Below are 25489 nucleotides of genomic sequence, written 5' to 3' on the forward strand. Positions count from 1 at the left end.
TCAAACCACTCCCGGCAGGCAGAGTTGCGCCAGCGGCGCGAAGCTCCGCCAATGCAGCGAGCCCGTGCCGTGCTGGCGTGGCGATTCCCTGGCCTGTTTGCTGCTAAAGCCCTTGTTGCGGGCCTGGCCGTAGCGCAGATGTACGCGCGGCGGCAGCCTCCGCCTCGGCCTTGAGTGCCGGTGTCAGCTGGGTCGACCGTGCCGGTATCGGCTTGCCATCGCCCAATTCACCATTGGCTTCGATATCGGCGATAAGCAGCTTCATTTCCTCGATTTCCTTTACCTGCGCCTCGATGATTGCGTCCGCCAGCTGGCGCACGCGCGGGTCGGAAATGTTGGCCCTGGCGCTGGTGAGCACGGCAATCGAATGGTGCGGGATCATCGCCTTCATCCACGCCGTGTCGTCGACCGTGTCCTGGCTCCGAACGAGGGTGAGAAACACGCCGCCCATGGCGAAGGCCCCGACCACGACCAGCAACTTGGTGGTGCGCGACCGGTACATGCCCCACATGAAGCCGAGCATGACCACGATCATTGCGCAGCCCATTATCAGCGCCATCCACATGCGCGTCTGGCTGAAGAAATTGTGGTCGATCTGCCAGCTGTTGAAGTAGGTCAGGACGAACATGGTCACGACCGAAGTCGCGATCATGGCGAAGAAGGTCGCCCACTTGCCGTGCATTGCTGCGTTGTTGCCTGAATGGTCCATCGGAAATCTCCTGTTGGGAGATTAACCGAGGGCGGCGCGCTCAGGTTCCGATCGGGAAGAGTTCGGCCTGCGCCACCGGCGCGAAACTCCGCCGGTGCAGCGGGGTCGGGCCGTGCTGGCGCAGCGCTTCCATGTGCTCGGCGCTGCCATAGCCCTTGTTGCGTTCCCAGCCGTAGTGGGGATGCGCCTGCGCAGCGGCGATCATCATCCGGTCGCGCCATTCCTTGGCGACGATGCTGGCGGCGCTGATCGCCGGTTCGGTACCGTCCCCGCCGACGATGGCGCGGGCAGGCCAGCGCCACTGGTCGCAGCGGCCATGCGGGGTGAGATTGCCGTCGATCAGCACTTCGGCGGGTCCCTGCCCCAGCACCTCGGCCAGCCGCGTCACCGCCAGCGTCATGGCCAGCATGGTCGCGCCGAGGATGTTGAGCCGGTCGATCTCCTCGACCTCGACCACGCCCACGCCCCAGGCGCAGTTCGCGCGGATCGCTTCGTCGAGCGATGCCCGGCGCTTGGCCGTCAGCTTCTTGGAATCATCGAGCCCTTGCGGACACCCGCTGCCCAGCATTACAGCAGCGGCCACCACCGGCCCCGCCAGCGGGCCGCGCCCGGCCTCGTCCACGCCGAAAATGCGCGGACCTCGGGATACGGAAAAGTCATCGGGAGTTGCAGCAAGCATGAACCAGACACGCACCAATCTTCTCGCCCTCTTGTCTCTCCCCGCCATTGCCCTCGCAAGCTGCGGTTCGACCAATTCGGGGGATAGCGGGGTCCAGTCCGTTTCCTACCAGACCAGCGAAATGGGCACGTTCGAGCGGCCCTGGGCCATGGCTTTTGCGCCCGGCACGCCAGTGCTGTTCATAACCGAAAAGGCCGGGTCGATGAAGTTCGTCGATACCTCCAACGGGGTGACCGGCGACGTGACCGGGGTCCCGGCGGTCGATTACGGTGGCCAGGGCGGATTCGGCGATGTCGCCTTCCTGCCGTCGGAAGCCTCCGACGTGCTCGACCGGCGGACGATCTATCTCAGCTGGGCCGAGGCGGGCGAAGGCGATACCCGCGGCGCGGTGGTCGGCAAGGGCACACTCGTCTGCGGCGAAGTGGCTGACGATTGCCGCATCGAAGGGCTTACCGTGATCTGGCGCCAGACACCCAAGGTCACCGGGCGCGGGCACTACTCGCACAAGATCGCAATCTCGCCGGACGGCCGGTATCTCTACATTTCGAGCGGTGACCGGCAGAAGTTGGAGCCGGCGCAGGACCTGTCGAACACGTTGGGCACAATCGTGCGGCTCAACCTCGACGGGACGCCGGCAGAGGGCAATCCCTATGCCGAGCGGGGCAGCCCGTCGGACCAGATCTGGTCCTATGGCCACCGCAACGTCCTCGGCCTGCAGTTCGCGCCCGACGGTAGCCTGTGGGACCTCGAGCATGGCCCTGCGGGCGGCGACGAGCTGAATGTGGTCGAGCGTGCCGCAAACTATGGCTGGCCGGTCGTTTCCGATGGCGACCATTACAATGGCGACAAGATCCCCGATCACGCGACCCGTCCGGAATTCAAGCCCGCCGCGATCGGCTGGACCCCGGTGATCGCGCCCGGCGATTTCATCTTCTACACCGGCGATGCCTTTCCCGGCTGGAAGGGCGATGCGCTGATTGCCGGACTTTCCATCGAGGCTCTCGTCGAAGTCGCGATTGACGGCGACAAAGCCACGGAAACCGCGCGCTACAGCTTCGACAACCGCCTGCGCGACATCGCCCAGGGGCCGGATGGCAGCGTGTGGCTGATCGAGGACGGCGAAGGCGGGCGTTTGCTCAAGCTGAGCCCCGCTAGGTAAGCCCCAAGCGAAACTGTATCGACAGCGGGGCGCACCGGCCCTAACCGCCGCGCCCCATGGCGACGCTTGTCCCCCTTTCCGCGGTCGATCCGGCACTGGTCGAGGCGCTGCTCGACGAGGCCTTCGGCGCTGACCGGCACGCCCGCACCGCCTATCGTATCCGCGAGGGCGCGCACTGGCTGGAAGGGTTGAGCTTCGCCGCGCTGGACGAGGATGACTATCTCGCCGGGTCCATCCAGCTGTGGCCCTGCGCGCTTGCCACGCCCGATGGCAAAGGCCACCCGCTGATCATGGTCGGCCCGGTCGCGGTCATGCCCGCACTGCAGGGCGAAGGCTATGGCAAGGCGCTGATGGGCGCGGCGCTCGGCGCGATCGATGCCATGGCGCAGGGCGATAGACCGCCGCTGCCACAGGTGATGATAGGCGATCAGGAGTATTATGGCCGCTGGGGCTTCACTGCCGAACACACCGGCGGTTGGCACTGCCCTGGCCCCTATGATCCTGCCCGCCTGCTGCTGCGGTGCGAGAATCCCGGTATCTTGCCAGCTCAAGGCATGCTGGGACCCTGGGCCGGCTGACAGGTTCTTGTGAGCTGCGGGCATATCTGCCAACGCTCGCCCCATGCCGTACCAGCCGCCGCCAGACCTAGCCGGACTGAACCTCACCGAGATCGCTCAACAGGTCATGGCGCGCAACCTGCCGCCGGTCGAGCATTGGTCACCCGAGCGAACCGGTGACAGCCGTATGCGGATCGCCGCAGATGGCACCTGGTTCCATGACGGCAGCCCGATCACCCGGCCGGCGATGGTGCGTGCTTTCTCAGGGCTGCTGGTGCGCGACGAAGGAGGGCAGCACTGGCTCTATTCGCCATTCGAGAAGCTGAGCATCGAAGTCGAGGACGCCGCCTTCGTCGCGGTCGATATGGCGGAACGCGAGGGCGCGCTGGCCTTCCGGCTCAACACCGACGAATTGATCGTCGCCGGCCCTGACCATCCGCTCGTCGCGCGCGGGAATGCGGAGACCCCGGCGCTGTACCTCGGCGTCAGGCGCGGCACCGAAGCGCGGCTCAATCGCAGCACCTATGAACAGATCGCCGAACATGCGCTGGCGCAAGGCGAGGACTGGACCGTCACCAGCCAGGGCGAGATGTTCTCGCTGCTTCCTGCATGAGCACGCTGTTCGATCGGCTCAAACGCGTCTTTGATGACGGGCACGGCGAACCGGCCGCCGGCCTCATCAGCGACGAACGCTTCGCCCGGGGCACGCCCCGTCCCGCCGCCGTGCTGATACCGGTGACTGACCGCCCGCAGCCCGGAGTCATCCTGACCAAGCGGCCCGACGACCTGCGCAGCCACCCCGGGCAGGTCGCCTTTCCGGGCGGCAAGATCGATCTGGGCGAAACACCGGTGGAGGCGGCACTGCGCGAGGCCGAGGAAGAGCTCGCCATGCCGCGCCACCATGTGCGGATCATCGGCGCGACCGACAATTACGTCACCGGCACCGGCTTCGATATCACCCCGGTGCTGGGCGTCGTCCCGCCGGACCTGCCGCTGGTGCCCAACCCCGGCGAGGTCGAAAGCTGGTTCGAAGTGCCATTGGCCCACCTGTTCGATCCCGCCAACTACGACGAGCAGAGCGTGTGGTGGGGCGGGGCCGAGCGGCGCTATTTCGAGATGCATTACGAGGGGTACCGGATCTGGGGCGTCACTGCCGGGATCATCGCCAACCTGTCGCAACGGTTGCGGCTGACCGAACTGTTCGATTGAGTTTGCGAATTCCCCATCTCCGTTCGGGCTGAACTTGTCGAAGCCCTTCGCTTTCATCTAGCGATGCAGGAATTGGACGAACTGCCCTTCGACAAGCTCAGGGCGAACGGATGTTGGTGTGACACAAACCCTGCCCATGGACCTGTGGACCCAGCGCGCCGACCTGGCGCAGTTGGTCGCGGTGCTTGGCGCAGACAATGTCCGCTGGGTCGGCGGGGCGGTACGCGATACTCTCTTGAACGACGAGGTGCGCGATATCGACGCGGCCACGCCGTTATTGCCCGATGAAGTGATGGAACGGCTCATGGCGGCCGGCATTCGTGTGGTTCCGACAGGCATCGACCACGGCACGATCACGGCGCTCCTGGATGATGGTCCGGTCGAGATCACCACGCTGCGGCATGATGTATCGACGGACGGGCGCCGCGCCACAGTCGCCTTCGCCCGGGACTGGCGAGACGATGCGGCGCGGCGGGACTTCACCATCAACGCGCTCTATGCACATCCGGAGACGCTGGAGATCAGCGATTATTTCGGCGGGCTGGGGGATCTGGCTGCCCGCCGTATCCGCTTCATAGGCGATGCACGTGAACGGATCCGCGAGGACCACCTGCGTATTCTCCGCTATTACCGCTTCCAGGCGCGGTTCGGGTCCGAACTGGATGACGAGGCCGAGCAAGCCTGCGCCGATCTTGCCCACACGCTCAAGGGCCTCAGCCGCGAGCGGGTGGCGACGGAACTGTTGTCGCTGCTCGGCCTGCCCGACCCCTATGCCACCGTGCTGCGCATGCGCGAACGTGGCGTGCTGCCCGTAATCTTGCCCGAGGCTGGCAGGGCCGAGTTGGCGCGACTCGAGCTTCTGGTGGGAATCGAGGCGCAATACGGGGCGGAAACCGACCCGCTACGCCGCCTCGCGGCCCTGTTGCCCGCAGTACCGGCCATTGCCGAGAATGTCGCCGCCCGGCTGCGACTGTCCCGTGCCCAACGTGACCGGCTGACAAGCCTCGCCGCACGCAGCCCCGCCGATGGCGAAGCACCGCTGGCGCTGGCCTATCGCGAAGGCACGGAAAACGCACGCGACCGGTTGCTGCTGACCAACCAGGACCCGCGCCCCGTGATCGAATGGCCGATCCCGCAGTTCCCCTTGAAGGGCGGGGAGATCGTTGCGCGCGGCGTTGGCGCGGGGCCGGAGGTCGCACGATTGCTGCGGCAAGTGGAATCGCGCTGGATTGACGAAGGATTTCCCGGTCGCGAGAGAGTAGAGGAGCTGCTGGCCGAGCAACTGCGCGGCGCGCCCACTCCACCGAACTAGCTTCATCGGGCTGCCAGAGTCCCTGAGCCGTGCATCCGGCAGGACGAAGGGCGGGTGAAGCGGTTGCCACCGCGAAACGCTGGTGGGTAACCTCAGGGTGGTTTCACAACCGCCCATTCAGGGTTCGCGCGCTTGGCAGATCGCCAATGCTGCCATCATCGAGGTCTCGACCGTTCCGTCTGCGCTTTGCGCATGGGGAAGTGCGTCTCACAGGCCGCAATAACGGAGAAAAATACATGAAGATCCTGACCGCCCTCGTTTGTGCCGCTGGAGCTTTGGCACTCGTTCCTGCCGCGCAGGCGCAAACGGCTGCAACCGGGCAGTCTGCCGAACCGGAGAAGGAAGCGGTCGCTCCAGAGGAGCTCGAGAGCATGCTCGTCAGCGGCGCGACGGTAGTGACGGCAGACAACCAGCCGCTCGGCACCATCACCTCGGTGGATGGCGAAACCGTCGTGATGGATCTGAGCGAGTACACCGAGCGCCCGATCTCATTCCAGAAAGAGCATTTCACCCTGAATGCAGAAGGCAAGCTCGCTTCGGTCTTTACCTCGAAGCAGATCACCGAGGGAGTTGGCTGAGCTGACGGCTTTTCCGTTTCCACGCTGCAGATAGCGTGGGTACCAGGGCCGGGTCGCCGCATCGCAACCCGGCCCTGTTCTTCGTCTGTCGAGCCGATCAGCAGTCAGGAAAAGCGATTGTCGCGCGGGAAACCCTGCGGCGGCATCCTACCCGCGGCACCACGCGCGACCTTCCACTGCCAGATATCGCTCTCGGTCCGGGTGCGGTCGCCCTTGCCGCCCATCTGCCAGCTGAGGCCATTGGCCAGCACGAAGGTCGTCGCATCGGCCAGCCCGCCGTCACGATAGCGCTGCAAGGTCACCCCCTGCCCGCGCGCCATCACCGGCACTTCTTCCATGTTGAAGACCACCAGCTTGCGGTTGTCGCCGACCACCGCGACATGGTCGTGCCCCTCGCCGATCGGTCGCACCACAGCGAGCCTGGCCTTGTCCTTGAGATTGACCACCTGTCTGCCCTTGCGGGTTTCGGCCAGCAGTTCCGCCGTCTCGGCGATGAAGCCCTTGCCGGTATCGGCCGCCAGCAGCAGCCGCGTGCCGTCCCTGTGCACGCTCAGCGCCACGATCTGCGCTTCCGCCTCGATATCGAGCGTGTTGCGGACCGGTTCGCCGAAGCCGCGCGCTCCGGGCAACTTGTCGGCCCCGACAGTGAAAAAGCGGCCGTTATCGGCAGCCAGCAGCAGCTTGTCCGTGGTCTGGCAATGGACCGCAAAGGCCGGGCCGTCGCCTTCCTTGTACTTGAAGTCGCCGCAACCATCCTCGCCCATGTCGACATGGCCCTTGGCCGCACGGATCCAGCCTTTCTGGCTGAGCACCACAGTGACCGGTTCCTTCTCGATCATCGCGTCCATGCTGAATTCGACCGTCGTGGCGGCCTCGGCAATGGTCGTGCGCCGCGCGCCGAGCGCCGTGTCGAGTGCGTATTCCTTCTGCAGCGCGGCGAGATCGCGCTTCAATCGGGTGCGCTGGCGGGCCGGACTGTCGAGCAGCTTCTGCAGCTCGTCCTGCTCCTTCAGCAGATCGTCCTTTTCTTGCCGCAGCTGCATTTCCTCGAGCTTGCGCAAGCTGCGCAGCCGCATGTTGAGGATCGCTTCGGCCTGGCGGTCGGTCAGGCTGAATTCCGCCATCATCACCGCCTTGGGATCGTCCTCGTAGCGGATGATCTCGATCACCCGGTCGAGGTTGAGGAAGGCTATAATATACCCTTCGACCAGTTCCAGCCGCCGGGCGATCTGGTCGAGCCGGTGCTGCGCGCGGCGCTGGAGGATGTCGATCTGGCTGCGGACCCAGTTCTCCAGCAGTTCCTTGAGCCCCATCACCATCGGCGTGCGGGTAGCGTCGAGCACGTTGAGGTTGAGCCCGAAGCGGGTCTCCAGGTCGGTCAGCTTGTAGATCGATTCCTTGAGCAGTTCCGGGTCGACATTGCGGCTGCGCGGCACCAGCACGATGCGGATCTGCTCGTCGCTCTCGTCGCGCACGTCCTCAAGGATCGGCACTTTCTTGTCGGCGATCGCCTGCGCGATCTGCTCGATCAGCTTGCCCTTCTGCACCTGGTAGGGGATTTCGCTGATGACCAGCTGCCATTGACCCCCACCGAGCCGTTCGATCCCGGCTTCGCGGTCGGCCTCGTCCTTTGCTTCAGCCGCATGGAAGCGCCCGCGCACGCGGAAACTGCCACGCCCGGTTTCATAGGCGGCTGAGATGACCTCTGGACTGTCAACGATGAGGCCGCCAGTCGCAAAGTCCGGGCCATGGAACAGCTCCATCAGCCGCGCGTGCTCGACATGCGGGTTGTCGATCAGCTCCAGCGTCGCATCGACAATCTCGGACACATTGTGGCTGGGGATGTTGGTCGCCATCCCGACCGCGATCCCGCTGGCGCCATTGGCCAGCAGATTTGGGAAGAGGCCGGGGAAGATCTCCGGCTCCTGCTCCTCGCCATTGTACGTCGGGATGAAATCGACGGTGCCTTCGTCGAGCCCCTCCATCAGCCGCAGCGCGGTCCTGGTCAGGCGGGCTTCGGTGTAGCGATAGGCGGCGGCATTATCGCCGTCGATATTGCCGAAATTGCCCTGCCCGTCGACTAGCGGATAGCGCAACGCGAAATCCTGCGCGAGGCGGACCATCGCGTCATAAACCGACTGGTCGCCATGCGGGTGGTACTTGCCGATGACGTCGCCGACGACGCGGGCGGATTTCTTGTAGGCGTCGTTCGGATTGAGCTTCAACTGCCGCATCGCCCACAGCAGGCGGCGATGAACCGGCTTCAATCCGTCACGCAAATCGGGCAGCGAGCGCGCGGTAATCGTGCTCAGCGCATAGACGAGATAGCGTTCCTCCAGCGCGGAATCGAACGGGGCATCGACGACCGAGTCATAGGGGGCGTCGAAAGGATCGGGCTCGGCAATCGGGGTATCGGCGGCGGACATGGCGCTCGCCCTAACAGAGCCACGGCTTGCCTGTCAGTACGGAACGCAGACCTGTCCCCATGCATTCAAAGGGCATACCGAAACAAGGAGAACCCCCATGATGAAGCGCGTATTGATTATCGCCACCGACGGTTTCGAGCAGTCCGAACTGATGGGGCCGAAGGATCGGCTCGAGGACGCCGGCATCGCCACCACGGTCGCCAGCCTCGAGGAAGGCGAAATTCGCGGCTGGAAGGACAAGGATTGGGGCGATAGCGTCCAGGTCGACCTGACCGTGGGCGAGGTTTCCACGGAAGACTATGGCGCGCTGCTCCTCCCCGGCGGCCAGATGAACCCCGACATCCTGCGTATGGACGAGACGGTGATCGGGCTGGTCAAGGAATTCGACGCGGCGGGCAAGCCGATTGCGGCGATTTGCCACGCCCCGTGGCTACTGGCCGAAGCCGATATCGTCCGCGGCAAGACCGTGACCGGTTGGCCCTCGATCCGCACCGATTTGAGGAATGCCGGTGCCATGGTGGTCGACTCGGAGGTCGAAAAATGCGGCAATCTGATCACGAGCCGCAACCCGGACGACATTCCTGCCTTCTCCGATGCTCTGATTGCGGCGGTCGAACAGGGCGCGATGGAAAACGCCTAAACGACTGTAATCAAGTCTAAATGCAAGGCCTCGCTACCAACGGTGGCGGGGCCTTTTTGCATTTGACGCTTGCGCTCCTATCCAAATATGGCACAATTATGGCCACAATGTGTCTCAAATGAGGCGGCATTGTGATCATAAGGTGCGATTATGAGGAGAGTGAGGATGCGCAGGATTGCGTCATTGGCGGCCGCGGCATCGCTGCTTGCATTGGGGGCTTGCCAGGAGGCTCAACAGGACGACGCGGCAACCGCCGACGTAGCCGAATCTGCCGAAGCCATGACGAAAAGCGCCGGCGAGGCGGACGCGGCCATGGAGGAGGCGCCTGGAACTCGCTCGGCCTTCCCGGAACTTGCCGAGATTCCCGTTACCCTGCCGCAATTGGCCTATGTTTATGACTACCGCTGGCGCATGCCCGCTGCCGAGATCGGCGCGCTGCAACGCCGACACGCGAGCCTGTGCGAGCAGCAAGGTGCGGCCATTTGCCAGATACTCGGCATGAGCAAGAGCGGTGAAGAGGAAAGCGAGGTCACCGGCGTTCTGGAGATGGCCGTCGCCAGCAAGCAGGCCCGTGCCTTCGGCGCCCTTCTGGAGGACGAAGCCGAGGACGCCGGGGCCGAGCAGGTCTCCGCCGAAATCGCTTCCGAAGAGCTGTCCAAGAACATCGTCGATACCGAAGCCCGTCTCGCCGCCCGCACCGATTTGCGCGACCGGCTGCTGCAAGTGCTCAGGACCCACAAGGGCACGGTCGAGGAACTGGTCGAGGCCGAACGCAGTGTGGCGCAGGTTAACGAGGAGATCGACCAGGCCAGGAGCTGGCTCAAGGAAATGCAAGGCCGCGTCGCCTACAGCAAGGTGACGGTCAATTACGAAACCGGCACCCCGGTGACGAGCGATTTCCTCGCTCCCGTAACGGGGGCTCTGGGATCGCTCGGGACGATCTTCGGCTATATGCTGGCAATCCTGATCATCGTCGGCGCAGTGGCGCTGCCGATCGGCGGTATGGTCTGGGCCTCACGCGCACTCGGGCGGCGCATGGCACCTCCAGCCGCCAGCGAAGCCTAGATCCCGCTCATGTCCCGCGCTTCGGGGGGGATGCGAACGGTCAGGCCGTCCATCTCCTCCGTCAGCTCGATCTGGCACGACAGGCGGCTGGTTGCCGTCACGCCATAGGCGAGGTCGAGCATGTCTTCCTCTTCCTCGCTCGCTTCGGGCAGCTGCGCGAACCACTCCTTCGCCACCACGACATGGCAGGTGGAGCATGCCATCTGGCCCTCGCAGGTGCCCTCCAGCGGCATGCCGGCGCCCTGGGCCAGCTTGAGCAGATTGTCGCCCGGCTGCGCCTCGACGGTGACAGTCTCGCCGCGGGCGGTTTCGAAGTGGACTTTCACTGCTGCGCCTCCGCTGCCGCATTGATCGACGCTGCGGCCTGTTCGATTTCGTCCAGCGTGGTGTAGCGCCCGAAGCCGAGCCGGATAGAGCTTTTTGCTTCAGCCTGCGAAAGCCCGATTGCGCTGAGGACATGACTGGTCCGGCCCGAGCCACTGGCGCAGGCGCTGCCCGCGCTGAACATCACATCGCGGCAATCGCTCATCAGGCGGGCGACATCCAACCCATCGCGGCGGAGATTGAGGTTGCCGTGCCAGCGCGCCTCGGCGCTGCCGTTGAGCGTCCAGCCAGCGAACAGTTCCCGCGCCCGCCTCCACAACGCTTCGACATGCGCCGCATCCTCCTCCATCCGCTCGACCGCCAGCTGTGCTGCCGCCCCGAACCCGGCACACAGCGCGGGGCTGAGCGTGCCCGAACGGATGCCCGCTTCCTGCCCGCCCCCGCCCGAGGTCGAGACGAGCCCGACCCCCTCGCGCAGCCACAACGCGCCGATACCCTTGGGCCCGTGCAGCTTGTGTGCGGAAACGGCAATCATGTCGGCTTCGAACAGCGCCATGCGCCCGGCCGCCTGCACCCCGTCGACCAGCACCTTTGCGCCCTCGGCCTTGGCCTTGCGCGCGAGATCCTCGAGCGGCTGGATCGTCCCGATCTCGTTGTTGACCTGCATCACTGCCATCAGGCCGATGCGGGCCGGGAATTCCTGCGACAGGTCGACCAAACCTTCGGACGTAACCGGCAGTTCGGCCCAGTTGCCGATGTCCTTGCAAGTTTCCATGACGGCGGCGTGCTCGATGGCGCTGAAGGCGATGCGCTCGCCCGCGCGCACGGCGTGGCACCCGCGAATGGCGAGGTTGAGCGCCTCGGTTGCCCCGCTGGTGAAGATCACCCGTCCGCCCGCCGGGAACAGCGCCGCGACCTTTTCCCGCGCCGCCTCGACCGCCGCGGCGGCCATGCGGCCCATCCGGTGCGGACTATGCGGGTTGCCGAATGTGTCGCTGCCCGGCCCGCCCAGCCACCGTAGCATCGCCTCGCGCGCTTCCGGCGCGAGCGGCGTGGTGGCCTGGTAGTCGAGGTAAATCATGTCAGCGAATCCCACGCCTCGGCAAAGCGCTCCAGCTCCGCAGGAGAGGTGTTCCATCCGATGCTGATCCGAATTGCGCGAGCAGCCGTATCATCATCCACCCCGAACGCGTCGAGCACCCTGCTTTTCTTCAGCGTGCCCGAGGAGCAGGCGCTTCCTGCCGAAACCGCAAAACCCATCGCATCGAGCCTGATCAGCAGCGCTTGCGCACTTATGCTCGGATGCGTGAGGGCAAAGATGTAGTCCACCTGCTCGCCGAACGTGAGGCTCGAGGCGGAAAGTTGCCCGGCGAATCCAGCCCGCTCCCTGGAGGTTGTGGCCCACGGTCCAGCCTCCAGCGCCGCCGCCATGCCGAGGGCGCCCGGCATGTTCTCTGTCCCCTGGCGATAGCCGCGCTCGTGGCCGCCGATCGGTTCGAGCAGCGCAAAGTCGCGCACCAGCAGGGCGCCGATGCCGATCGGGCCGCCGAACTTATGGGCCGAGATGACCAGCATGTCGGCGTCGGGCAAGGCCAGCTTGCCCGCCGATTGCGAACAGTCGGACAAGATCAACGCGCCCGTCTGCTTCACCGTTGCCCCCATATCGGAAACCGGGTTTATCACCCCGGTTTCGGAATTGACGTGCTGGATGGCGAGAATCGATCGACCGTCGAGAGGCACATCGTCGGAGAACATCTCCGCATCTGGCGCCGCACGGAACACCGCGTCATGCTCCACCGCGCTGACAATCCTCCGCTCGACCTTCGCCCGATTGAGTGCGATCCACAGCGCCTCGCTCGCACCGCTGGTGAAGATCACCTCACCATCCCAGCCCAGCGCCCGCTTCATCCGTTCGCGCGCATCCTCCAGCGCGGCGCGCGCCTTGCGGCCCTCGGCGTGCGGGCTCGAGGGATTGGCCCAGATGCGGAAGCCTTCCTCCATCGCTGCCTTCGCTTCCGGGCGCAGCGGGCTGGTGGCGGCGTGGTCGAGATAGATACGGTCAGGAATGGCGGGCCCCAAGGGTTCAGGATGATTGCGAATTTACGATGGCACACTATATAGCGCGCACTTCCGGCGCGTCACCCGTGCCGCGCCCCGCAAAGCAGGTATCCGCCAAATGCCCACCGTGATTTTCCCCGGCCCCGAAGGCCGCCTCGAAGGCCGTTTCTCCCCGCCGCCTCGCCCGCGCGCGCCGGTGGCGATGATCCTCCACCCGCATCCGCAGGGCGGCGGGACCATGAACGAGCAGATCACGCAGAAGCTCTACAAGACCTTCGTCGATCGCGGCTTCGCCACGCTGCGCTTCAACATGCGCGGCGTCGGTCGCAGCCAGGGCAGCTTCGACAACGGCATCGGCGAGCTGAGCGATGCCGCAGCCGCGCTCGACTGGGTCCAGTCGATCCACGAAGAGGCGCAGGTGACCTGGGTCGCCGGGGTCAGCTTCGGCTCGCTCATCGCCATGCAGCTGCTCATGCGGCGCCCGGAAATCCGCGGCTGGATCAGCGTGTCTGCCCCGGCCAGCATGTACGATTTCTCGTTCCTCGCCCCCTGCCCCGCCAGCGGCATCTTCATCCACGGCGCGCAGGACACGGTGGTGCAGCCCAATTCGGTCACCAAGCTGGTCGAAAAGCTGCGCACGCAGAAGCATATCACCGTGCACCACGAGGAAATCCCGCGGGCCAACCACTTCTTCCAGGACGAACAGGAAGAGCTGATGGCCTCGGTCAACAACTACCTGGATTTCCGCCTGGACCCGGCCTGCCCGATCACCTGATCGGGAGGGCATTTCTGCACCATCGCTGACCCTGTCCGACCCGCCCCGGCGGGATCGGTGGCACTTCGCCACGTGAATTTGCTTGCCAATCTATGGTATGTTGTAACATTCTCTTCCGGAGGGTCGAGAGAGGAGTACCAACATGGCCTATGTCGATGCAGCAGGAACCAACCGCGCTCCCGCGATGATCGGGGTCGCCGCGATCCACGCCGCGCTGGCGGTGGTAGTAGTGACCGGACTTGCGGGTGGTGTGGCGAAGATCGTCGACGATGACGGAATCATGGGCTTCCCGATCGAACGGCCCAAGCCGACGCCGTCGCCGCCCCCGCCCGACCGCCCGATCGAGGACGAGAGCAAGAGCATCACCAAGATCGTCATTCCCGAAAAGCCGTTCAACCTTGACCAGTCTTCAACCGAAGTCGACGCGACCGATCAGCAGCAGGCATATTCCGAGCCCGACACCACCGCTTCGGGCAATGAAGGCATCGGCGATGGCATGGCCGACAAGGGCGGATCCAAAGCGAAAGAGCAGCCCAAGTTCAAGCCGGTCCCGCCCGTTGCCCGCAACGGCAATTGGGTGACCGACGACGACTATCGCAGCAGTTGGGTCACCCGCCGCTGGGAAGGCACTGTCGGTTTCCGCCTCACGGTCGGCACCGATGGCAAGGTCAAGGATTGCACCGTCACCCAGTCCAGCGGCTACGAAGCGCTCGATGATGCGACCTGCTCGCTCGTGCGCAAGCGGGCCAGGTTCGATCCGGGCAAGAACGATCGGGGCGAAACCGCGAGCGGTAATTTCTCCAGCGCCGTTCGCTGGCACATCCCCGATTGAGCAGCAGGCGGGCGGGCCCTCGCCTCAGTCTCGAGCTTCGTCCGCCTGCTCCAGACGGTCCACCGGCGCCCGGCCTCCGGCGTCGGGGACGGTCCAGATCATCACATTGACGACAGCGATCAGCGCCAGCAAGACCATCAGCGCGGCCTGTTTCTTCACCCCGCGCCGCCACAGCACGACAGCACCGATCAACAGCGCGCCGGCAGCCAGCATGAGCACGGAGAGGACGAGGTTCATCATGACGCGCCGCGCTTAGCAAAGCGCGTTTGACTTGCCCACTCCCCCGCGCCAGACTTCGCGCATGACCGTACAATCATTCGAACTCACCCGCCGTCAGGCCCTCGCAGGCCTCGGCGCGACGACCGCACTTACCCTGACCGGATGCGCGACCGGCGGAGTCAACGAAGCCGGCGTATTGCAGGCGCGCAAGATCGGCGCCGATCGCCTTCTCGAAGTCGTCGCCTATAATCTGCTTGAGCATGAGCCCGAACGGGCCACGAGCCTGGGCGTCGATACGGGCCAGTTCGCCTATTTGCGCAGCAAGCTGGAGGATCAGTCGCCAGCCGGACAGCAGGCATTCGCTGCAACGCTGAAGCAGGATCTCGAGCGGGTGAAGGCTTACCCGCGCGACGGGCTGGATGCGGAGACAGTGACCAATCTCGATGTGGTGCAGAGCGGCTATGAAGTCGCACTCCAAGGCTTCGCCCTGCCCTATGGCGATGTGCCGGTCGGCAGCTGGCGCACTGCGCCTTACGTCGTGATCCAGAATGTCGGCAGCTATCTCGACCTGCCGCGCTTCTTCGATTCGACCCAGCCGCTGAGGAACGGCGACGACCTCGATGCCTATGTCGACAGGCTCGAGGCCGTTCCAGCCGTGCTCGCGGGCGAATTGCAGCGGATGAAGGCCGCCCGCGCCATGGGCGTGGTGCCGCCCGATTTCCTGCTGGTCAAAGCCATAAATGCGATGAAATCGACCCTCCTCGATGCGATGGATGGCGGATCGCTGGTCGAACCGCTCAAGCGATCCGAGATGCCAGCGGCGCAATCCGCCGCTGCGGCCGCCGACCGGATCGTGAAGGAAAGGATCGCCCCCGCGCTCGAAGCGCAGTTGGCCGAACTGTTCGAAGAGCAGAAGATCGCCACCTCCGATCCCGGCATGTACGCCCGCCCGCATGGCGAGGAATTCTATGCCTGGGCGCTGCGTTCCAGCACCACCACCACCATGACCCCGGACGAGGTTCACCGGCAGGGGCTGGAAGAACTGGAATCGCTCCACGCGCGGATGGACCCGATCCTGCGCGAAATCGGCTACACCAGCGGCACTGTCGGCGAGCGGATGCAGGCGCTGAGCCAGGACCCGCGCTACAAGTTTGCGGAGGGTGATCCGGGGCGGGCCGAGATCATGGCCTTCATCGAAGAGCGGGTGGCGTGGATCAAGGCGCAGATGCCTCGCGCCTTCAACACGCTGGTCGATCCCAATCTGGAGATCCGCCGCCTGCCGCCCGCCGAAGAGCCCGGCGCGCCGGGAGCCTATGGCGGCGCGGGCAGCAAGGACGGGACCATTCCGGGACGGATGTGGATCAATCTGCGCACCACCGACCTGCACCGCAAGTACGATCTGGCCGACCTGACTTACCACGAGACCATTCCGGGACATGTGTGGGAAGGCGAGTTTTCCAACCGCCTGCCGCTGATCCGCTCGATCCTCGCCTTCAACCCCTTCAGCGAAGGCTGGGCGCTCTATGCCGAACAGCTGGCAGACGAATTGGGTGCCTATGACGACTTCACCGTCGGGCGGCTCGGCTACCTCCAGAGCCTCGCCTTCCGCGCCTGCCGGATGGTGGTCGACACCGGCCTTCACGCCAAGGGCTGGAGCCGGCAACAAGCCGTCGATTTCTTCGTCCAGCGCAACGGTTCCAAGGCCGAAGAAGTCGCCAGCGAGGTCGACCGCTATTGCAGCTGGCCGGGCCAGGCGACCGGCTACAAGCTCGGCCACAGCCGCATCGTCGGGCTACGCGCCGAGGCGCAGCGCCAGCTCGGCAGCCGCTATGACCTCAAGGCATTCAACGACGCGGTAATCCTCGGCGGAAATGCCCCGATGGACGTGCTGGCGAAGAATGTGGAGCGTTATATCGCCGCGACGCGGGGCTAACGCCCGGCGAGGCCGCCGATAATCGTCCCGAGGATGCCGCCCAGCGGACCGCCGCCGCTGCCCCGCCGGCTGCTGCTCTGAGCGAGGGAACCTGCCACTGCCATCGCCAGCAGCGGCAGCATCTTCTGCTGCCGATTGCACCTGTCTCGTTGAGTATTTGTCCGAGCTTCATGGCCTGACCTTTCCTCGGATGGTTTGATTTCACCCAATGTTACATCACAGGCCCGCGGGGCCTGCCCGGAACAAGCAACCTCCCGCAACATTGAGCTACCACGACCCCCAAAAACCCGCAGGAGCAAGGACATGGGCATTTTTTCCAGCATCAGGAACGCAATTTTCGGCGAGAAGGACAGGAAGCCCGAGGTGAAAGCTGAACCCGCTCCCAGCCCTGTAACCGCCGTTCCCGAAAGGCCCGCCGCTCCTGCCGCGATTAGCGAAGTAGACGTGGAAGCCCGCCTCGCGGCCATGGAAGGTGCCGACCAGCTCAACTGGCGCAGCTCGATCGTCGACCTGTTCAAGCTGATCGGCCTCGACCCCAGCTACGCCAACCGCCAGGAACTGGCCGAGGAATTGGGCCGGACCGATTATGAAGGCAGCGCCGAAGACAACATCTGGCTGCACAGGGCGACGATGCAGGAACTGGCCAGGAACGGCGGCAAGGTTCCAGCCGAAATGATGAACTGATCCGGCCCGGCCAATGAAGCGAAAGGGGTGCTGATTCCGCGCCCCTTTTCTGTCGGTGTCTTGGCAGGCGGGTGCAGACTTTGCCTGGTGGATAATTTCATACCAATTCATATGGTTACTTTCCCGATAGGTATCTTTCTCGTTTGACGGGAAGTTGCATCGCTGGCAGGCGGCCCTTGCTTCCGGAACCCGCAGCGGGTCGCGCCGCGTTTGCAAAGGACAATTGCAAGATCATGGGTGTTCTCGCGACCATCGCAAACAAGATTATCGGCGGCCAGGACGATGGCACCGTCGACGTCGAGCATCGCCTCGATACGATCGCGGGTTCCCGCCACGGTGGCTGGCGCACATCGCTGATCGACCTGTTCCGTGCGCTCGATATCGACCCTAGTTATGCCAACCGGCGCGAGCTGGCGAGCGAGCTGGGCCTGGCCTGCTACCAGGGCACCCAGAACGAGAACCTGTGGATGCTGAAGGCCATCATGCGCGAACTCGACCGCCTGGGCGCGAGGGTGCCGGCAACCCTGCTCGACTGAACCTGTCCTGCATCCAGAGCTTTTCCCGGGTTGCGGGCGAGGCAGAACTTGTTAGCCTGACGAGGCTTGCAACCAACGGGAATGCAGTTTCGATGAAGACCCTTTTCGGTCGCCTTGTCGCCGCCTGCCTCGTATTCTGTCTTGCGCTGCCCCTGCCTGCCTACGCCAAATGGCATGTCGCCGAGAGCGACAATTTCGTCATCTATGCCGAGGAGGATGCAGAACGTCTTGGCCGTTTCGTCGAAGTGCTCGAACGCTATCATGCCGCTCTGGGCGCCATCACCGGCCGCGCTGCCGCGACACCAAGCCCCTCCAATCGCCTCACCATCTTCTCCTCCGGCAGCCGCGAGGACATTCGCAAGCTTTACGGTGGCAGCAACCGCTTCATCTCCGCATTCTACCTTCCGCGAGCCGGGGATGCGGTTGCTTTCATTCCCGCCCTGCAGGGTTCCAGGGACGAAATGATCGAAGCGCAGACCGCCTTGCTGCACGAATATGCGCATCATTACCTTGCGATCACGTCGCGCTATCCGATGCCGCTGTGGTTCAGCGAAGGGGCCGCCGAGTACTTCGCTTCCGCCGGTTTCCATCCGGATGGCAGGGTCGAGATCGGACTACCGGCAGGCCACCGGATCAAAGAAGTGTTCGTGGACGAGCCGCTCCCGGTCCGCGAGCTGCTCGACCCTGACCGCTACGGCACAGAGATCGGCAAACGGTACGAGTCCTATTACGGCAAGGCCTGGCTGCTCTACCATCTGCTGATGACCGATCCCGAGCGCGAGGGGCAACTGGACCGCTATGCCGAAGCGATCCGTTCGGGCGCACGTTCGATCGACGCAGCGGCAGAGAGTTTCGGCGATCTGGCGGTGCTCGAGCGGGCGCTCCATTTGCACTCGCGAACCGCTGCGTGGGAGGCAATCCCTATCGTGTTCGAGCCGGGTGAACTCGAGGTCCGCGAGTATCGCGTCACGGAACTAAGCGATGGGGCCGCTGCGATCCTCCCGCTGGTAATCCAGTCGAAGCGCGGCGTCGCGGGCGAGGATGCACAGCGGGTAGCGGCCGATGCGCGGGCGATTGCATCGGCCTATCCCGACGATGCCTTTGTGCTGGCTGCATTGGCGGAAGCGGAGCTGGACGCGGGGAATGGTGACGCTGCGATCGCAGCCGCCGACCGGGCAACCGCCATCGATCCGCTGATGCGCAACGCCTATGTCCAGAAGGGCATCGCGATGTTCCGCCTCGCCGCTGCCGCCGAGGACAAAGACAGCGCCACCGTCGCGGCCATGGCGCCGCTCGAAGCTCTCAATGCGCTTGAGCCCGATCACCCGACACCGCTGGTCTATTTCTACCTCAGCTTCGCCCAGCGCGGCTATGTCGCACCTGTCGAGGCCCGACAGGCATTGGAACAGGCCGCAGAGCTGGCGCTGTTCGACAGGACCCTGTGGCTGAGCGTTGGCATTGCGCAGGCCCGTGAAGGCAAGATCGCCCTGGCGCGCCAGAGCCTGCGGCCCGTTGCGCTCGACCCGCATGGTGGGGAGAACGCGGCAACCGCGATGGCGATGCTGGAACTGCTAGAGACAGCAGTGGAAGGGCAGCCGTTCCGACCGTGAAACCAAGCGCAACCTAGCTGTTGATCCCAAGCGCGAAACGGCCGCAATTGTTCACTTCTTCCCGAACAGGCCCTTGGCCATGCCGGCGAGATCGTTGAGCGGGTTGCCGTCGCCATCCTTGTCGAGAATGCCCATAATCGACTTGGGGTCGTTCTTGATCGCATTGGCGAACTCGGTCAGCGAACCTTCACCACCGATCTGTTCGACTATCTTGCCCAGCACGCCGGTGTCGAGGCCGGTCTTTTCCGCCGCCAGTTCCACCGTGTCGCCTTCCATCTGATGCGTCTGGCCGAGCGTCGCTACGGCCTTCTCGACCAGCTTGGGATCGAGCCCGACCTTGGCCGCAAGGTTGGCAATATCGTCGGGCGCACCGCCGATGTTCTTCAGGATTCCGTCAAGCAGGCTCATCGCGCTTCTCCAGATTGTGCGAGTCGTCGCGGCGAGACTACGCCTGCTTCGTGGCAGCGCCAAGTAACGCCAAGAAAAAGCCCCGCCCTGCGTCTTCGCGCGGGCGGGGCTTCCCTCTCCAACCGGTGAGCGGCGTCAGGCGGCTTGCGGCGCGGCCTGGCGCACGCCTTCGTCGACATGCTGTTCGAACTGGGCGAAGTTGTCGATGAACAGCTGCACCAGCTTCTGCGCGGTGCGGTCGTATTCGGCCTTGTCGGCCCAGGTCGCGCGCGGATCGAGCAGGGTCTGGTCGATCCCGGCCTCTGCGAGCGCGGGAACGTGGACCGGCACGTCGAAGCCGAAGTTCGGATCCTGGCGGAACTCGACATCGTCGATCTTGCCGTCGAGCACGGCGTTGAGCAGGCCGCGGGTGGCCTTGATCGGCATGCGGCTGCCGACGCCATACTTGCCGCCGGTCCAGCCGGTGTTGAACAGCCAGCACTGGACCGAGCCCTTGGCGATGCGCTCCTTGAGCAAATTGCCATAGACGCTGGGGTGACGCGGCATGAAGGCAGCGCCGAAGCAGGTGCTGAAGGTCGCTTCCGGTTCGGTCACGCCGATCTCGGTACCGGCAACCTTGGCGGTGTAGCCGCTGAGGAAGTAATACATCGCCTGGTCCGGGGTCAGCCGGGCGATCGGGGGCAGCACGCCGAAGGCATCGGCGGTCAACATGATCACATTGGCAGGTGCCGGGCCGAGGTTCTTCTCCGAAGTGTTCGGAATGTACTCGATAGGATAGGCGCCGCGGGTATTCTCGGTCTTGCTGCCATCGGTGAAGTCGAGTTCGCGCGTCGCCGGATCCATCGTCACATTCTCGAGGATCGTGCCGAACATCTTGGTCGTGGCGTAGATTTCCGGTTCACCTTCGGCGGAGAGATTGATCATCTTGGCGTAGCAGCCGCCTTCGAAGTTGAACACGGCCTGGTCCGACCAGCCATGTTCGTCATCGCCGATCAGCGTGCGGCTGGCGTCGGCGCTGAGCGTGGTCTTGCCGGTGCCCGAGAGGCCGAAGAAGATCGCGCTCTTGCCGTCGGCGCCGATGTTGGCCGAGCAGTGCATCGGCATCACGCCCTGCGCCGGCAGCAGGTAGTTGAGCAGGCCGAAGACGCCCTTCTTCATCTCGCCCGAATATTCGGTGTTGCCGATCAGGATCAGCTTGTCGGTGAAGTTGACCGCGATCACCGTATCGCTGCGGCAGCCATGACGTTCGGGGTCGGCCTTGAAACTGGGCAGGTTTATGATGGTGTATTCGGGCACGAATCTGCCCAGTTCTTCCGCGGTCGGGCGCACCAGCAGCGTGCGAATGAACAGGTTGTGCCAGGCCATCTCGTTGATGACGCGGACATTGACGCGGTATTCGGGCTGTGAACCGCCGAACAGGTCGGCAACGTAGAGCTCGTCATGTGCCTCGACAGCGGCGAGGAAGTCGGCCTTGAGGGTATTCCAATGCTCCTGACCCATCGGCTGGTTGATCGTGCCCCAGTTGATCGTGTCTTCGGTCATGGCATCGCGGACGATGTACTTGTCCTTGACGCTGCGGCCGGTGAACTTGCCGGTGTCGACCAGCAGCGCGCCATCCTTGGTCAGTTGCCCCTCGCCCCGTTTGAGCGCATGTTCGACCAGCGCTGCGGTGCCGAGATTGGGGTGGATCACGGCATTGGTGGCAATACCCTGGGCGGAAAGGCTGGTCGTCAGCGGGAAGGTCACGCTGGTGTCTCCTGAAGCATGGTGTGGCCGGGGGCCAAGAGCGACGGGGCGGGAGCAATGCATAGGTATGCACAGCTTTTCCCGGCCCGATAGTGCGGTGCGGCGATTCCGTCAAACCTTGTGCGCCCTCTCATACACCATCCGTTAGCAATGCGCGACCAATCGAAGTCCATTCGCCGCAATACGATGCGTTGTTTCACGGCGCGCGAGGCGCTAGGAAACTTGGCGTTGGCATAGATTTGATGTGAGCGGGATGACGCAACAGGCTGAAGCGACGACAGCAACCACCAGGCAACGGCGCGTTATCGCGCTGGTCGATGATGATCGCAACATCCTTACAACCGTCTCCATAGCGCTGCAGGCAGAAGGCTTCGACACGCGGGTCTATTCTGAAGGCGAGACCGCGCTGAAGGCCCTGCTGGAAAACCCGCCCGACCTTGCCGTGTTCGACATCAAGATGCCGCGCATGGACGGAATGGAACTGTTGAGTCGCTTGCGCGAGCATTCTCCGCTCCCGGTCATCTTCCTCACGAGCAAGGATGACGAAGCCGATGAGGAAGCCGGGCTGGAGATGGGCGCGGATGATTACATCTCCAAACCCTTCAGCCTGCGCCTGCTGCTCGCCCGCATCCGCGCCATCCTGCGCCGCGGCGGGCTTGACGAGGCAGCTGCGGAGGAAACGACGCCCGAGGAGCAGGAAGCCCGCGCTACCTACTCCCGCGGTCGCCTGACAATCGACCCCGCCCGGCACCGGGTGCTGTGGGATGGCAAACAGGTGTCGCTGACGGTGACCGAGTTCCTTATCCTCGAAGCGCTAGCGGCGCGGCCCGGCGTCATCAAGAGCCGCAATCAGCTGATGGACGCGGCTTATCCGGACGAAATCTACGTCGACGATCGCACAGTCGACAGTCACATAAAGCGCATGCGGCGCAAGTTCCGCAGCGTCGACAACCAGTTCTCCGCCATCGAAACGCTATATGGGGCGGGTTACAGCTTCTCCGATGGCTAACCCGGCACCGCCGCCCCCCACCTCTGACCGTCGCGAGATCGCCCGCCGGATTGTGCGCCCGTTCGAGCGGATGAGCCTGCTCGACCGGCTTTCGCTCTCGGCCCGCATCCTGCTGGTCAACATGCTGCCGCTGGCGGGCCTCGGCGGCGGGATTTTCTATCTCGACAGCTATCGCGCGCAATTGCTCGACGAACGCTACAAACTCGCCCGGATCGAAGCGCAGATTACGGCCGAGGCGCTCGCGGGGGCGAGCAAGGAACGGCAGGAAGCGCTGCTGGTCCAGATCGGCAAGGAACAGGGCATGCGGCTGCGGATGTTCGATGCCGAAGGGCGGCTGTGGGCCGACAGTTTCGCCCTCGACGAACCCGGGTTCACGCTGGACGATCCGACCGATGACAGTTTCGGCCCGCGCTTCGCCCGGTTTCTCGACCAGACGGTCGATACGCTGGTCAGTGCGCAGCCGGTGCCCAAGTACGACGAGCCCGAAGCCAACGAAGCCAGGGCCTGGCCGGAACTCGTGCGCGCGCGCCAGCAGGGCCTGACCCAGATCGAATTGCGGCAGGCGGCCGATCGTACGCCGGTCATCACGGCTGCCGCACCGGTTGGCCTCAAGGGCGTGACCCTGCTGACCACCCGCAATGCCAGAGACATCACCGAGGCGGTGCGCGCGGCGCGCTCGCAGCTGGGTGTCGGCGTGGGCTTTGCGCTGGCGTTGTCGATCCTGCTGTCGCTCTATCTTGCGCGCACCATCGTGCGGCCGCTGCAAACCCTGTCACGCGCGGCGCAGCGGGTGCGGCTTGGCCGCGAACGTGAAGTCGAAGTTCCGCGCCTGCCGGAGCGACGCGACGAGATCGGCGTGCTCGCCCGGGCGGTATCGGACATGACCGAGGCGCTGCGCCAGCGGATCGACGCGGTCGAGCACTTCGCCGCCGATGTCGCGCATGAGATCAAGAACCCGCTCGCCTCGCTACGCAGCGCGGTGGAATCGCTGAGCAAGGTCGACGACCCGGAATTGCGGCAGCAATTGCTGGACATTGCCACCCACGATGTGCGGCGGATCGACCGGCTGGTGACCGAGATTTCCGACGCCAGTCGAGTCGATGCCGAGATATCGCGGGCAACCTTCGAACGGATCGACCTGGGCGAACTGGTTGCCAACATCCTCGCCACCCGCGCCAATCGCAAGCTCGATGGCGAGCGCACCATTATCTTCGAGCAACCGACCTCGCGCACGCCGGTAATGGGGGTCCCGGTGCGGATCGAACGGGTGGTCGAAAACCTGCTCGACAACGCCGTCTCGTTCTCGCCGCCCCAGGGAACCATCAGCCTCGCCATCGAGCGAGGCAATGACCATTACAGCCTGTCGGTCAGCGACGAGGGGCCCGGCATCCCGGCGGAAGACCGCCGCAAGATCTTCAACCGCTTCCATTCGGACCGGCCAGAGGGCGAGGACTTCGGCGATCACAGCGGCCTCGGCCTTGCGATCGCGCGGACCATCGCCGAGGCGCATGGCGGCTCGCTGGTGGCGATGGACCGCAGCGACGGCGCGCAGGGGGCCTGCCTCGTCCTGTCCCTTCCCGTGGCCCGCAGCGCCACCACAGGCGCACCGTGATGCTCTACCAGGCCAGCTGCGTCGCGGTGGATGGCCGCGCGATCATGATCGAGGGGCCGCCGGGCGCAGGCAAGACTTCGCTGGCTCTGGCCCTGATCGACCGCGGTGCGCGGTTGGTGGGCGATGATGGCGTGGCCCTGGAGCTGCGCGGCGAAGGCGGGCTGTGGGCCTCCCCGCCGCCGCGCATCACCGGCAAGATCGAGATCCGCAACGTCGGCATTGCCGAGTTGGAGCCGGTCGAAGCCCCGGTGGCCTTGATGCTGGCGCTTGATCCCTCTGCCCCGCGTTTCGTCGAAGAGGCCCCGCAGTGCCAGATCCTGGGGGTGCGCGTTCCCATGCTCAGATTCGCCCCGCAAGGCCCGGTATCGGCCATCCGCGCCGAATATGCGTTGCGGATGCATGGGCTTGTCTATAGCCCGAGCGGAATATGACAGGGCGCCTCGAAATCCTGCTGGTCACCGGAGTCTCCGGCGCGGGCAAGACCACTGCATTGCGCGTGCTGGAAGACCTGGGCTGGGAAATGATCGACAATTTCCCGATCCGCCTGCTGCCGCCGTTGCTGCACGACATCAGCGGCTCGGCCAATCCAACGCCGCTCGCCATCGGTTTCGATTCGCGCACCCGCGGCTTTGTGCCGCAGCATATCATCGACCTGGTCAAGCAGCTGGCCGACCGGCCCGACCTCAATGTCAGCACGCTGTTCCTCGATTGCGGGAGCACCGAGCTGGAACGGCGCTTCAACGAGACGCGGCGGCACCACCCGATGGCGCGAGGCCGCTCGGCCATCGAAGGCATCAGAGCCGAGCGCGAGCTGATGGAACCGCTGCGACGCTGGTCGGAAGCGGTGATCGATACAAGCGCGCTTGCCTCGAACGAGCTGCAGCAGCTGATCCGCGAAAGGTTCGGGCATGACGAACCGGCTATGCAGGCAATCACTGTCAGCAGCTTCGGTTTCGCTCGCGGCATGCCGCCGCTGGCCGACCTGGTGTTCGACATGCGTTTCCTCGACAATCCGCACTGGGTACCGAACCTGCGCGAACAGACCGGGCTCGATCCTGCCGTGGGCGAGTACATCACCGGTCGGGGCGACTTCGACGAAGTGTTCCATCGCATCCGCGATCTCGTGCTGTCGCTGCTGCCCCGCTACAAGGCGCAGGGCAAGGCCTATGTCCACATCGCCTTCGGCTGCACCGGCGGGCGCCACCGCTCGGTCTATACCGCCGAGACCATGGCCGGTGTGCTGCGCGATGCCGGCTATGCGCCGACGGTCATCCACCGCAATCTTACTTCCCGCGCGGCCGACCAGTTCGAAGGGCCGCAAACCTGATGTCAGGACCTGTTAACCGGCAGTTGCCATGGTGGGTAACCACGATTAAGTCGGCGACTTTCCGACTCCGGACAGCACACCA

The 25489-nt window shown here is 64.6% G+C and carries 27 protein-coding genes; 18 read left to right on the forward strand and 9 right to left on the reverse strand.

Going from position 1 to position 25489, the window contains the following annotated elements; translation table 11 throughout:
- Nucleotides 1-103: 103 nt before the first annotated feature.
- Both LY632_RS11945 and LY632_RS11950 read right to left on the reverse strand, forming a co-directional pair.
- Nucleotides 104-709 carry a DUF305 domain-containing protein gene (locus tag LY632_RS11945; RefSeq protein ID WP_234091357.1) on the reverse strand — a complete coding sequence of 202 codons (606 nt, stop codon included), beginning with the start codon at nucleotides 707-709 and terminating at the stop codon, nucleotides 104-106.
- 40 nt (nucleotides 710-749) lie between these two features.
- On the reverse strand, nucleotides 750-1388 hold the full coding sequence (locus LY632_RS11950; protein ID WP_234091358.1) for a ribonuclease HII: 639 nt from the start codon (nucleotides 1386-1388) through the stop codon (nucleotides 750-752).
- Between LY632_RS11950 and LY632_RS11955 the strand changes: the two genes are divergently transcribed.
- The 6 genes from LY632_RS11955 to LY632_RS11980 all read left to right on the forward strand — a co-directional run bounded on the left by LY632_RS11955 (nucleotide 1387) and on the right by LY632_RS11980 (nucleotide 6203).
- Nucleotides 1387-2547, forward strand: a complete 1161-nt coding sequence (locus LY632_RS11955; protein ID WP_234091359.1) for a PQQ-dependent sugar dehydrogenase — start codon at nucleotides 1387-1389, stop codon at nucleotides 2545-2547. The two genes, LY632_RS11950 and LY632_RS11955, sit on opposite strands and share 2 nt — an antisense overlap.
- Nucleotides 2548-2603: 56 nt before the next feature.
- The gene (locus LY632_RS11960; protein WP_234091360.1) at nucleotides 2604-3125 is read left to right on the forward strand and encodes a GNAT family N-acetyltransferase; all 522 of its coding nucleotides are present in this window, start codon (nucleotides 2604-2606) and stop codon (nucleotides 3123-3125) included.
- Between the two features lie 43 nt (nucleotides 3126-3168).
- Nucleotides 3169-3717: a DUF1285 domain-containing protein gene (locus LY632_RS11965; RefSeq protein WP_234091361.1), complete on the forward strand. Its 549-nt coding sequence runs from the start codon at nucleotides 3169-3171 to the stop codon at nucleotides 3715-3717.
- A complete protein-coding gene (locus tag LY632_RS11970) occupies nucleotides 3714-4313 on the forward strand; it encodes a CoA pyrophosphatase (RefSeq protein WP_234091362.1) in 600 nt (199 codons plus the stop codon). The genes LY632_RS11965 and LY632_RS11970 overlap by 4 nt, the downstream gene beginning before the upstream one ends.
- A gap of 136 nt (nucleotides 4314-4449) precedes the next feature.
- Nucleotides 4450-5625, forward strand: a complete 1176-nt coding sequence (locus tag LY632_RS11975; RefSeq protein ID WP_234091363.1) for a CCA tRNA nucleotidyltransferase — start codon at nucleotides 4450-4452, stop codon at nucleotides 5623-5625.
- 236 nt (nucleotides 5626-5861) lie between these two features.
- Nucleotides 5862-6203 carry a hypothetical protein gene (locus tag LY632_RS11980; RefSeq protein WP_234091364.1) on the forward strand — a complete coding sequence of 114 codons (342 nt, stop codon included), beginning with the start codon at nucleotides 5862-5864 and terminating at the stop codon, nucleotides 6201-6203.
- A gap of 104 nt (nucleotides 6204-6307) precedes the next feature.
- On the opposite strand, the gene parC is transcribed toward LY632_RS11980, so the two are convergent.
- The gene (gene parC, locus LY632_RS11985) at nucleotides 6308-8629 is read right to left on the reverse strand and encodes a DNA topoisomerase IV subunit A (protein ID WP_234091365.1); all 2322 of its coding nucleotides are present in this window, start codon (nucleotides 8627-8629) and stop codon (nucleotides 6308-6310) included.
- 97 nt (nucleotides 8630-8726) lie between these two features.
- Between parC and LY632_RS11990 the strand changes: the two genes are divergently transcribed.
- Together LY632_RS11990 and LY632_RS11995 are read left to right on the forward strand one after the other, a co-directional pair.
- Nucleotides 8727-9269, forward strand: a complete 543-nt coding sequence (locus LY632_RS11990) for a type 1 glutamine amidotransferase domain-containing protein (RefSeq protein ID WP_234091366.1) — start codon at nucleotides 8727-8729, stop codon at nucleotides 9267-9269.
- Between the two features lie 165 nt (nucleotides 9270-9434).
- Nucleotides 9435-10334: a DUF4349 domain-containing protein gene (locus LY632_RS11995; RefSeq protein WP_234091367.1), complete on the forward strand. Its 900-nt coding sequence runs from the start codon at nucleotides 9435-9437 to the stop codon at nucleotides 10332-10334.
- On the opposite strand, the gene LY632_RS12000 is transcribed toward LY632_RS11995, so the two are convergent.
- The 3 genes from LY632_RS12000 to LY632_RS12010 are packed head-to-tail and all read right to left on the reverse strand — an operon-like array spanning nucleotide 10331 to nucleotide 12659.
- Nucleotides 10331-10660 (reverse strand): 2Fe-2S iron-sulfur cluster-binding protein, encoded by a 330-nt coding sequence (locus tag LY632_RS12000; protein ID WP_234091368.1) that lies wholly within the window; start codon nucleotides 10658-10660, stop codon nucleotides 10331-10333. The two genes, LY632_RS11995 and LY632_RS12000, sit on opposite strands and share 4 nt — an antisense overlap.
- Nucleotides 10657-11739: a cysteine desulfurase family protein gene (locus LY632_RS12005; RefSeq protein WP_234091369.1), complete on the reverse strand. Its 1083-nt coding sequence runs from the start codon at nucleotides 11737-11739 to the stop codon at nucleotides 10657-10659. The genes LY632_RS12000 and LY632_RS12005 overlap by 4 nt, the downstream gene beginning before the upstream one ends.
- A complete protein-coding gene (locus tag LY632_RS12010) occupies nucleotides 11736-12659 on the reverse strand; it encodes a cysteine desulfurase family protein (protein WP_234093233.1) in 924 nt (307 codons plus the stop codon). The genes LY632_RS12005 and LY632_RS12010 overlap by 4 nt, the downstream gene beginning before the upstream one ends.
- 175 nt (nucleotides 12660-12834) lie before the next feature.
- On the opposite strand from LY632_RS12010, the gene LY632_RS12015 reads away from it, so the two are divergent.
- Both LY632_RS12015 and LY632_RS12020 read left to right on the forward strand, forming a co-directional pair.
- A complete protein-coding gene (locus LY632_RS12015; protein WP_234091370.1) occupies nucleotides 12835-13491 on the forward strand; it encodes an alpha/beta hydrolase in 657 nt (218 codons plus the stop codon).
- Nucleotides 13492-13633: 142 nt separating this feature from the next.
- The gene (locus LY632_RS12020; protein ID WP_234091371.1) at nucleotides 13634-14323 is read left to right on the forward strand and encodes an energy transducer TonB; all 690 of its coding nucleotides are present in this window, start codon (nucleotides 13634-13636) and stop codon (nucleotides 14321-14323) included.
- Between the two features lie 24 nt (nucleotides 14324-14347).
- Here the strand turns inward: LY632_RS12020 and LY632_RS12025 are convergent, their stop codons facing one another.
- Nucleotides 14348-14563, reverse strand: a complete 216-nt coding sequence (locus LY632_RS12025; RefSeq protein ID WP_234091372.1) for a hypothetical protein — start codon at nucleotides 14561-14563, stop codon at nucleotides 14348-14350.
- Between the two features lie 61 nt (nucleotides 14564-14624).
- Here LY632_RS12025 and LY632_RS12030 point away from each other — a divergent pair, with 61 nt between their 5' ends.
- From LY632_RS12030 to LY632_RS12045, 4 genes are all read left to right on the forward strand, one after another.
- Nucleotides 14625-16475 carry a DUF885 family protein gene (locus tag LY632_RS12030; protein ID WP_234091373.1) on the forward strand — a complete coding sequence of 617 codons (1851 nt, stop codon included), beginning with the start codon at nucleotides 14625-14627 and terminating at the stop codon, nucleotides 16473-16475.
- A 303-nt stretch (nucleotides 16476-16778) separates the two neighbouring features.
- Nucleotides 16779-17159, forward strand: coding sequence for a DUF3597 domain-containing protein (locus LY632_RS12035; protein WP_234091374.1), 381 nt, complete (start codon nucleotides 16779-16781; stop codon nucleotides 17157-17159).
- Between the two features lie 233 nt (nucleotides 17160-17392).
- On the forward strand, nucleotides 17393-17695 hold the full coding sequence (locus tag LY632_RS12040) for a DUF3597 family protein (RefSeq protein WP_234091375.1): 303 nt from the start codon (nucleotides 17393-17395) through the stop codon (nucleotides 17693-17695).
- Between the two features lie 92 nt (nucleotides 17696-17787).
- Nucleotides 17788-19305 carry a hypothetical protein gene (locus LY632_RS12045; protein ID WP_234091376.1) on the forward strand — a complete coding sequence of 506 codons (1518 nt, stop codon included), beginning with the start codon at nucleotides 17788-17790 and terminating at the stop codon, nucleotides 19303-19305.
- 51 nt (nucleotides 19306-19356) lie between these two features.
- Here LY632_RS12045 and LY632_RS12050 read toward each other — a convergent pair whose 3' ends face one another.
- Together LY632_RS12050 and LY632_RS12055 are read right to left on the reverse strand one after the other, a co-directional pair.
- On the reverse strand, nucleotides 19357-19713 hold the full coding sequence (locus LY632_RS12050; protein WP_234091377.1) for a hypothetical protein: 357 nt from the start codon (nucleotides 19711-19713) through the stop codon (nucleotides 19357-19359).
- Nucleotides 19714-19848: 135 nt separating this feature from the next.
- Nucleotides 19849-21459, reverse strand: coding sequence for a phosphoenolpyruvate carboxykinase (locus LY632_RS12055; protein WP_234091378.1), 1611 nt, complete (start codon nucleotides 21457-21459; stop codon nucleotides 19849-19851).
- Nucleotides 21460-21712: 253 nt separating this feature from the next.
- Here LY632_RS12055 and LY632_RS12060 point away from each other — a divergent pair, with 253 nt between their 5' ends.
- From LY632_RS12060 to rapZ, 4 genes are read left to right on the forward strand one after another with little or no spacing between them, the layout of a single operon-like run.
- Nucleotides 21713-22468, forward strand: a complete 756-nt coding sequence (locus tag LY632_RS12060) for a response regulator transcription factor (protein WP_234091379.1) — start codon at nucleotides 21713-21715, stop codon at nucleotides 22466-22468.
- The gene (locus LY632_RS12065) at nucleotides 22461-24080 is read left to right on the forward strand and encodes an ATP-binding protein (protein ID WP_370636520.1); all 1620 of its coding nucleotides are present in this window, start codon (nucleotides 22461-22463) and stop codon (nucleotides 24078-24080) included. The genes LY632_RS12060 and LY632_RS12065 overlap by 8 nt, the downstream gene beginning before the upstream one ends.
- Entirely contained in the window at nucleotides 24080-24511 is a 432-nt protein-coding gene (locus LY632_RS12070; protein WP_234091380.1) for an HPr kinase/phosphorylase, read from the forward strand. The genes LY632_RS12065 and LY632_RS12070 overlap by 1 nt, the downstream gene beginning before the upstream one ends.
- On the forward strand, nucleotides 24508-25407 hold the full coding sequence (gene rapZ / locus LY632_RS12075) for an RNase adapter RapZ (protein ID WP_234091381.1): 900 nt from the start codon (nucleotides 24508-24510) through the stop codon (nucleotides 25405-25407). Before LY632_RS12070 ends, rapZ begins: the two co-directional genes overlap by 4 nt.
- Nucleotides 25408-25489: the final 82 nt, after the last annotated feature.

The organism is Erythrobacter sp. SDW2, from assembly GCF_021431965.1.
GTDB lineage: Bacteria > Pseudomonadota > Alphaproteobacteria > Sphingomonadales > Sphingomonadaceae > Parerythrobacter.

Bases quoted from the DNA above. Each gene is read 5' to 3' on its own strand.
- LY632_RS11955 (WP_234091359.1), top strand. From the start codon at position 1,387: ATGAACCAGACACGCACCAATCTTCTCGCCCTCTTGTCTCTCCCCGCC.
- LY632_RS11990 (WP_234091366.1), top strand. From the start codon at position 8,727: ATGATGAAGCGCGTATTGATTATCGCCACCGACGGTTTCGAGCAGTCC.
- LY632_RS11980 (WP_234091364.1), top strand. From the start codon at position 5,862: ATGAAGATCCTGACCGCCCTCGTTTGTGCCGCTGGAGCTTTGGCACTC.
- LY632_RS12035 (WP_234091374.1), top strand. From the start codon at position 16,779: ATGGGCATTTTTTCCAGCATCAGGAACGCAATTTTCGGCGAGAAGGAC.
- LY632_RS11950 (WP_234091358.1), bottom strand. From the start codon at position 1,388: ATGCTTGCTGCAACTCCCGATGACTTTTCCGTATCCCGAGGTCCGCGC.
- LY632_RS11960 (WP_234091360.1), top strand. From the start codon at position 2,604: ATGGCGACGCTTGTCCCCCTTTCCGCGGTCGATCCGGCACTGGTCGAG.
- LY632_RS12065 (WP_370636520.1), top strand. From the start codon at position 22,461: ATGGCTAACCCGGCACCGCCGCCCCCCACCTCTGACCGTCGCGAGATC.
- LY632_RS12005 (WP_234091369.1), bottom strand. From the start codon at position 11,739: ATGATTTACCTCGACTACCAGGCCACCACGCCGCTCGCGCCGGAAGCG.
- LY632_RS11965 (WP_234091361.1), top strand. From the start codon at position 3,169: ATGCCGTACCAGCCGCCGCCAGACCTAGCCGGACTGAACCTCACCGAG.
- LY632_RS11995 (WP_234091367.1), top strand. From the start codon at position 9,435: ATGCGCAGGATTGCGTCATTGGCGGCCGCGGCATCGCTGCTTGCATTG.
- LY632_RS11970 (WP_234091362.1), top strand. From the start codon at position 3,714: ATGAGCACGCTGTTCGATCGGCTCAAACGCGTCTTTGATGACGGGCAC.
- rapZ (WP_234091381.1), top strand. From the start codon at position 24,508: ATGACAGGGCGCCTCGAAATCCTGCTGGTCACCGGAGTCTCCGGCGCG.
- LY632_RS12040 (WP_234091375.1), top strand. From the start codon at position 17,393: ATGGGTGTTCTCGCGACCATCGCAAACAAGATTATCGGCGGCCAGGAC.
- LY632_RS12050 (WP_234091377.1), bottom strand. From the start codon at position 19,713: ATGAGCCTGCTTGACGGAATCCTGAAGAACATCGGCGGTGCGCCCGAC.
- LY632_RS12015 (WP_234091370.1), top strand. From the start codon at position 12,835: ATGCCCACCGTGATTTTCCCCGGCCCCGAAGGCCGCCTCGAAGGCCGT.
- LY632_RS11945 (WP_234091357.1), bottom strand. From the start codon at position 709: ATGGACCATTCAGGCAACAACGCAGCAATGCACGGCAAGTGGGCGACC.
- LY632_RS12060 (WP_234091379.1), top strand. From the start codon at position 21,713: ATGACGCAACAGGCTGAAGCGACGACAGCAACCACCAGGCAACGGCGC.
- LY632_RS12010 (WP_234093233.1), bottom strand. From the start codon at position 12,659: ATGGAGGAAGGCTTCCGCATCTGGGCCAATCCCTCGAGCCCGCACGCC.
- LY632_RS12045 (WP_234091376.1), top strand. From the start codon at position 17,788: ATGAAGACCCTTTTCGGTCGCCTTGTCGCCGCCTGCCTCGTATTCTGT.
- LY632_RS11975 (WP_234091363.1), top strand. From the start codon at position 4,450: ATGGACCTGTGGACCCAGCGCGCCGACCTGGCGCAGTTGGTCGCGGTG.
- LY632_RS12070 (WP_234091380.1), top strand. From the start codon at position 24,080: ATGCTCTACCAGGCCAGCTGCGTCGCGGTGGATGGCCGCGCGATCATG.
- LY632_RS12030 (WP_234091373.1), top strand. From the start codon at position 14,625: ATGACCGTACAATCATTCGAACTCACCCGCCGTCAGGCCCTCGCAGGC.
- LY632_RS12025 (WP_234091372.1), bottom strand. From the start codon at position 14,563: ATGATGAACCTCGTCCTCTCCGTGCTCATGCTGGCTGCCGGCGCGCTG.
- parC (WP_234091365.1), bottom strand. From the start codon at position 8,629: ATGTCCGCCGCCGATACCCCGATTGCCGAGCCCGATCCTTTCGACGCC.
- LY632_RS12020 (WP_234091371.1), top strand. From the start codon at position 13,634: ATGGCCTATGTCGATGCAGCAGGAACCAACCGCGCTCCCGCGATGATC.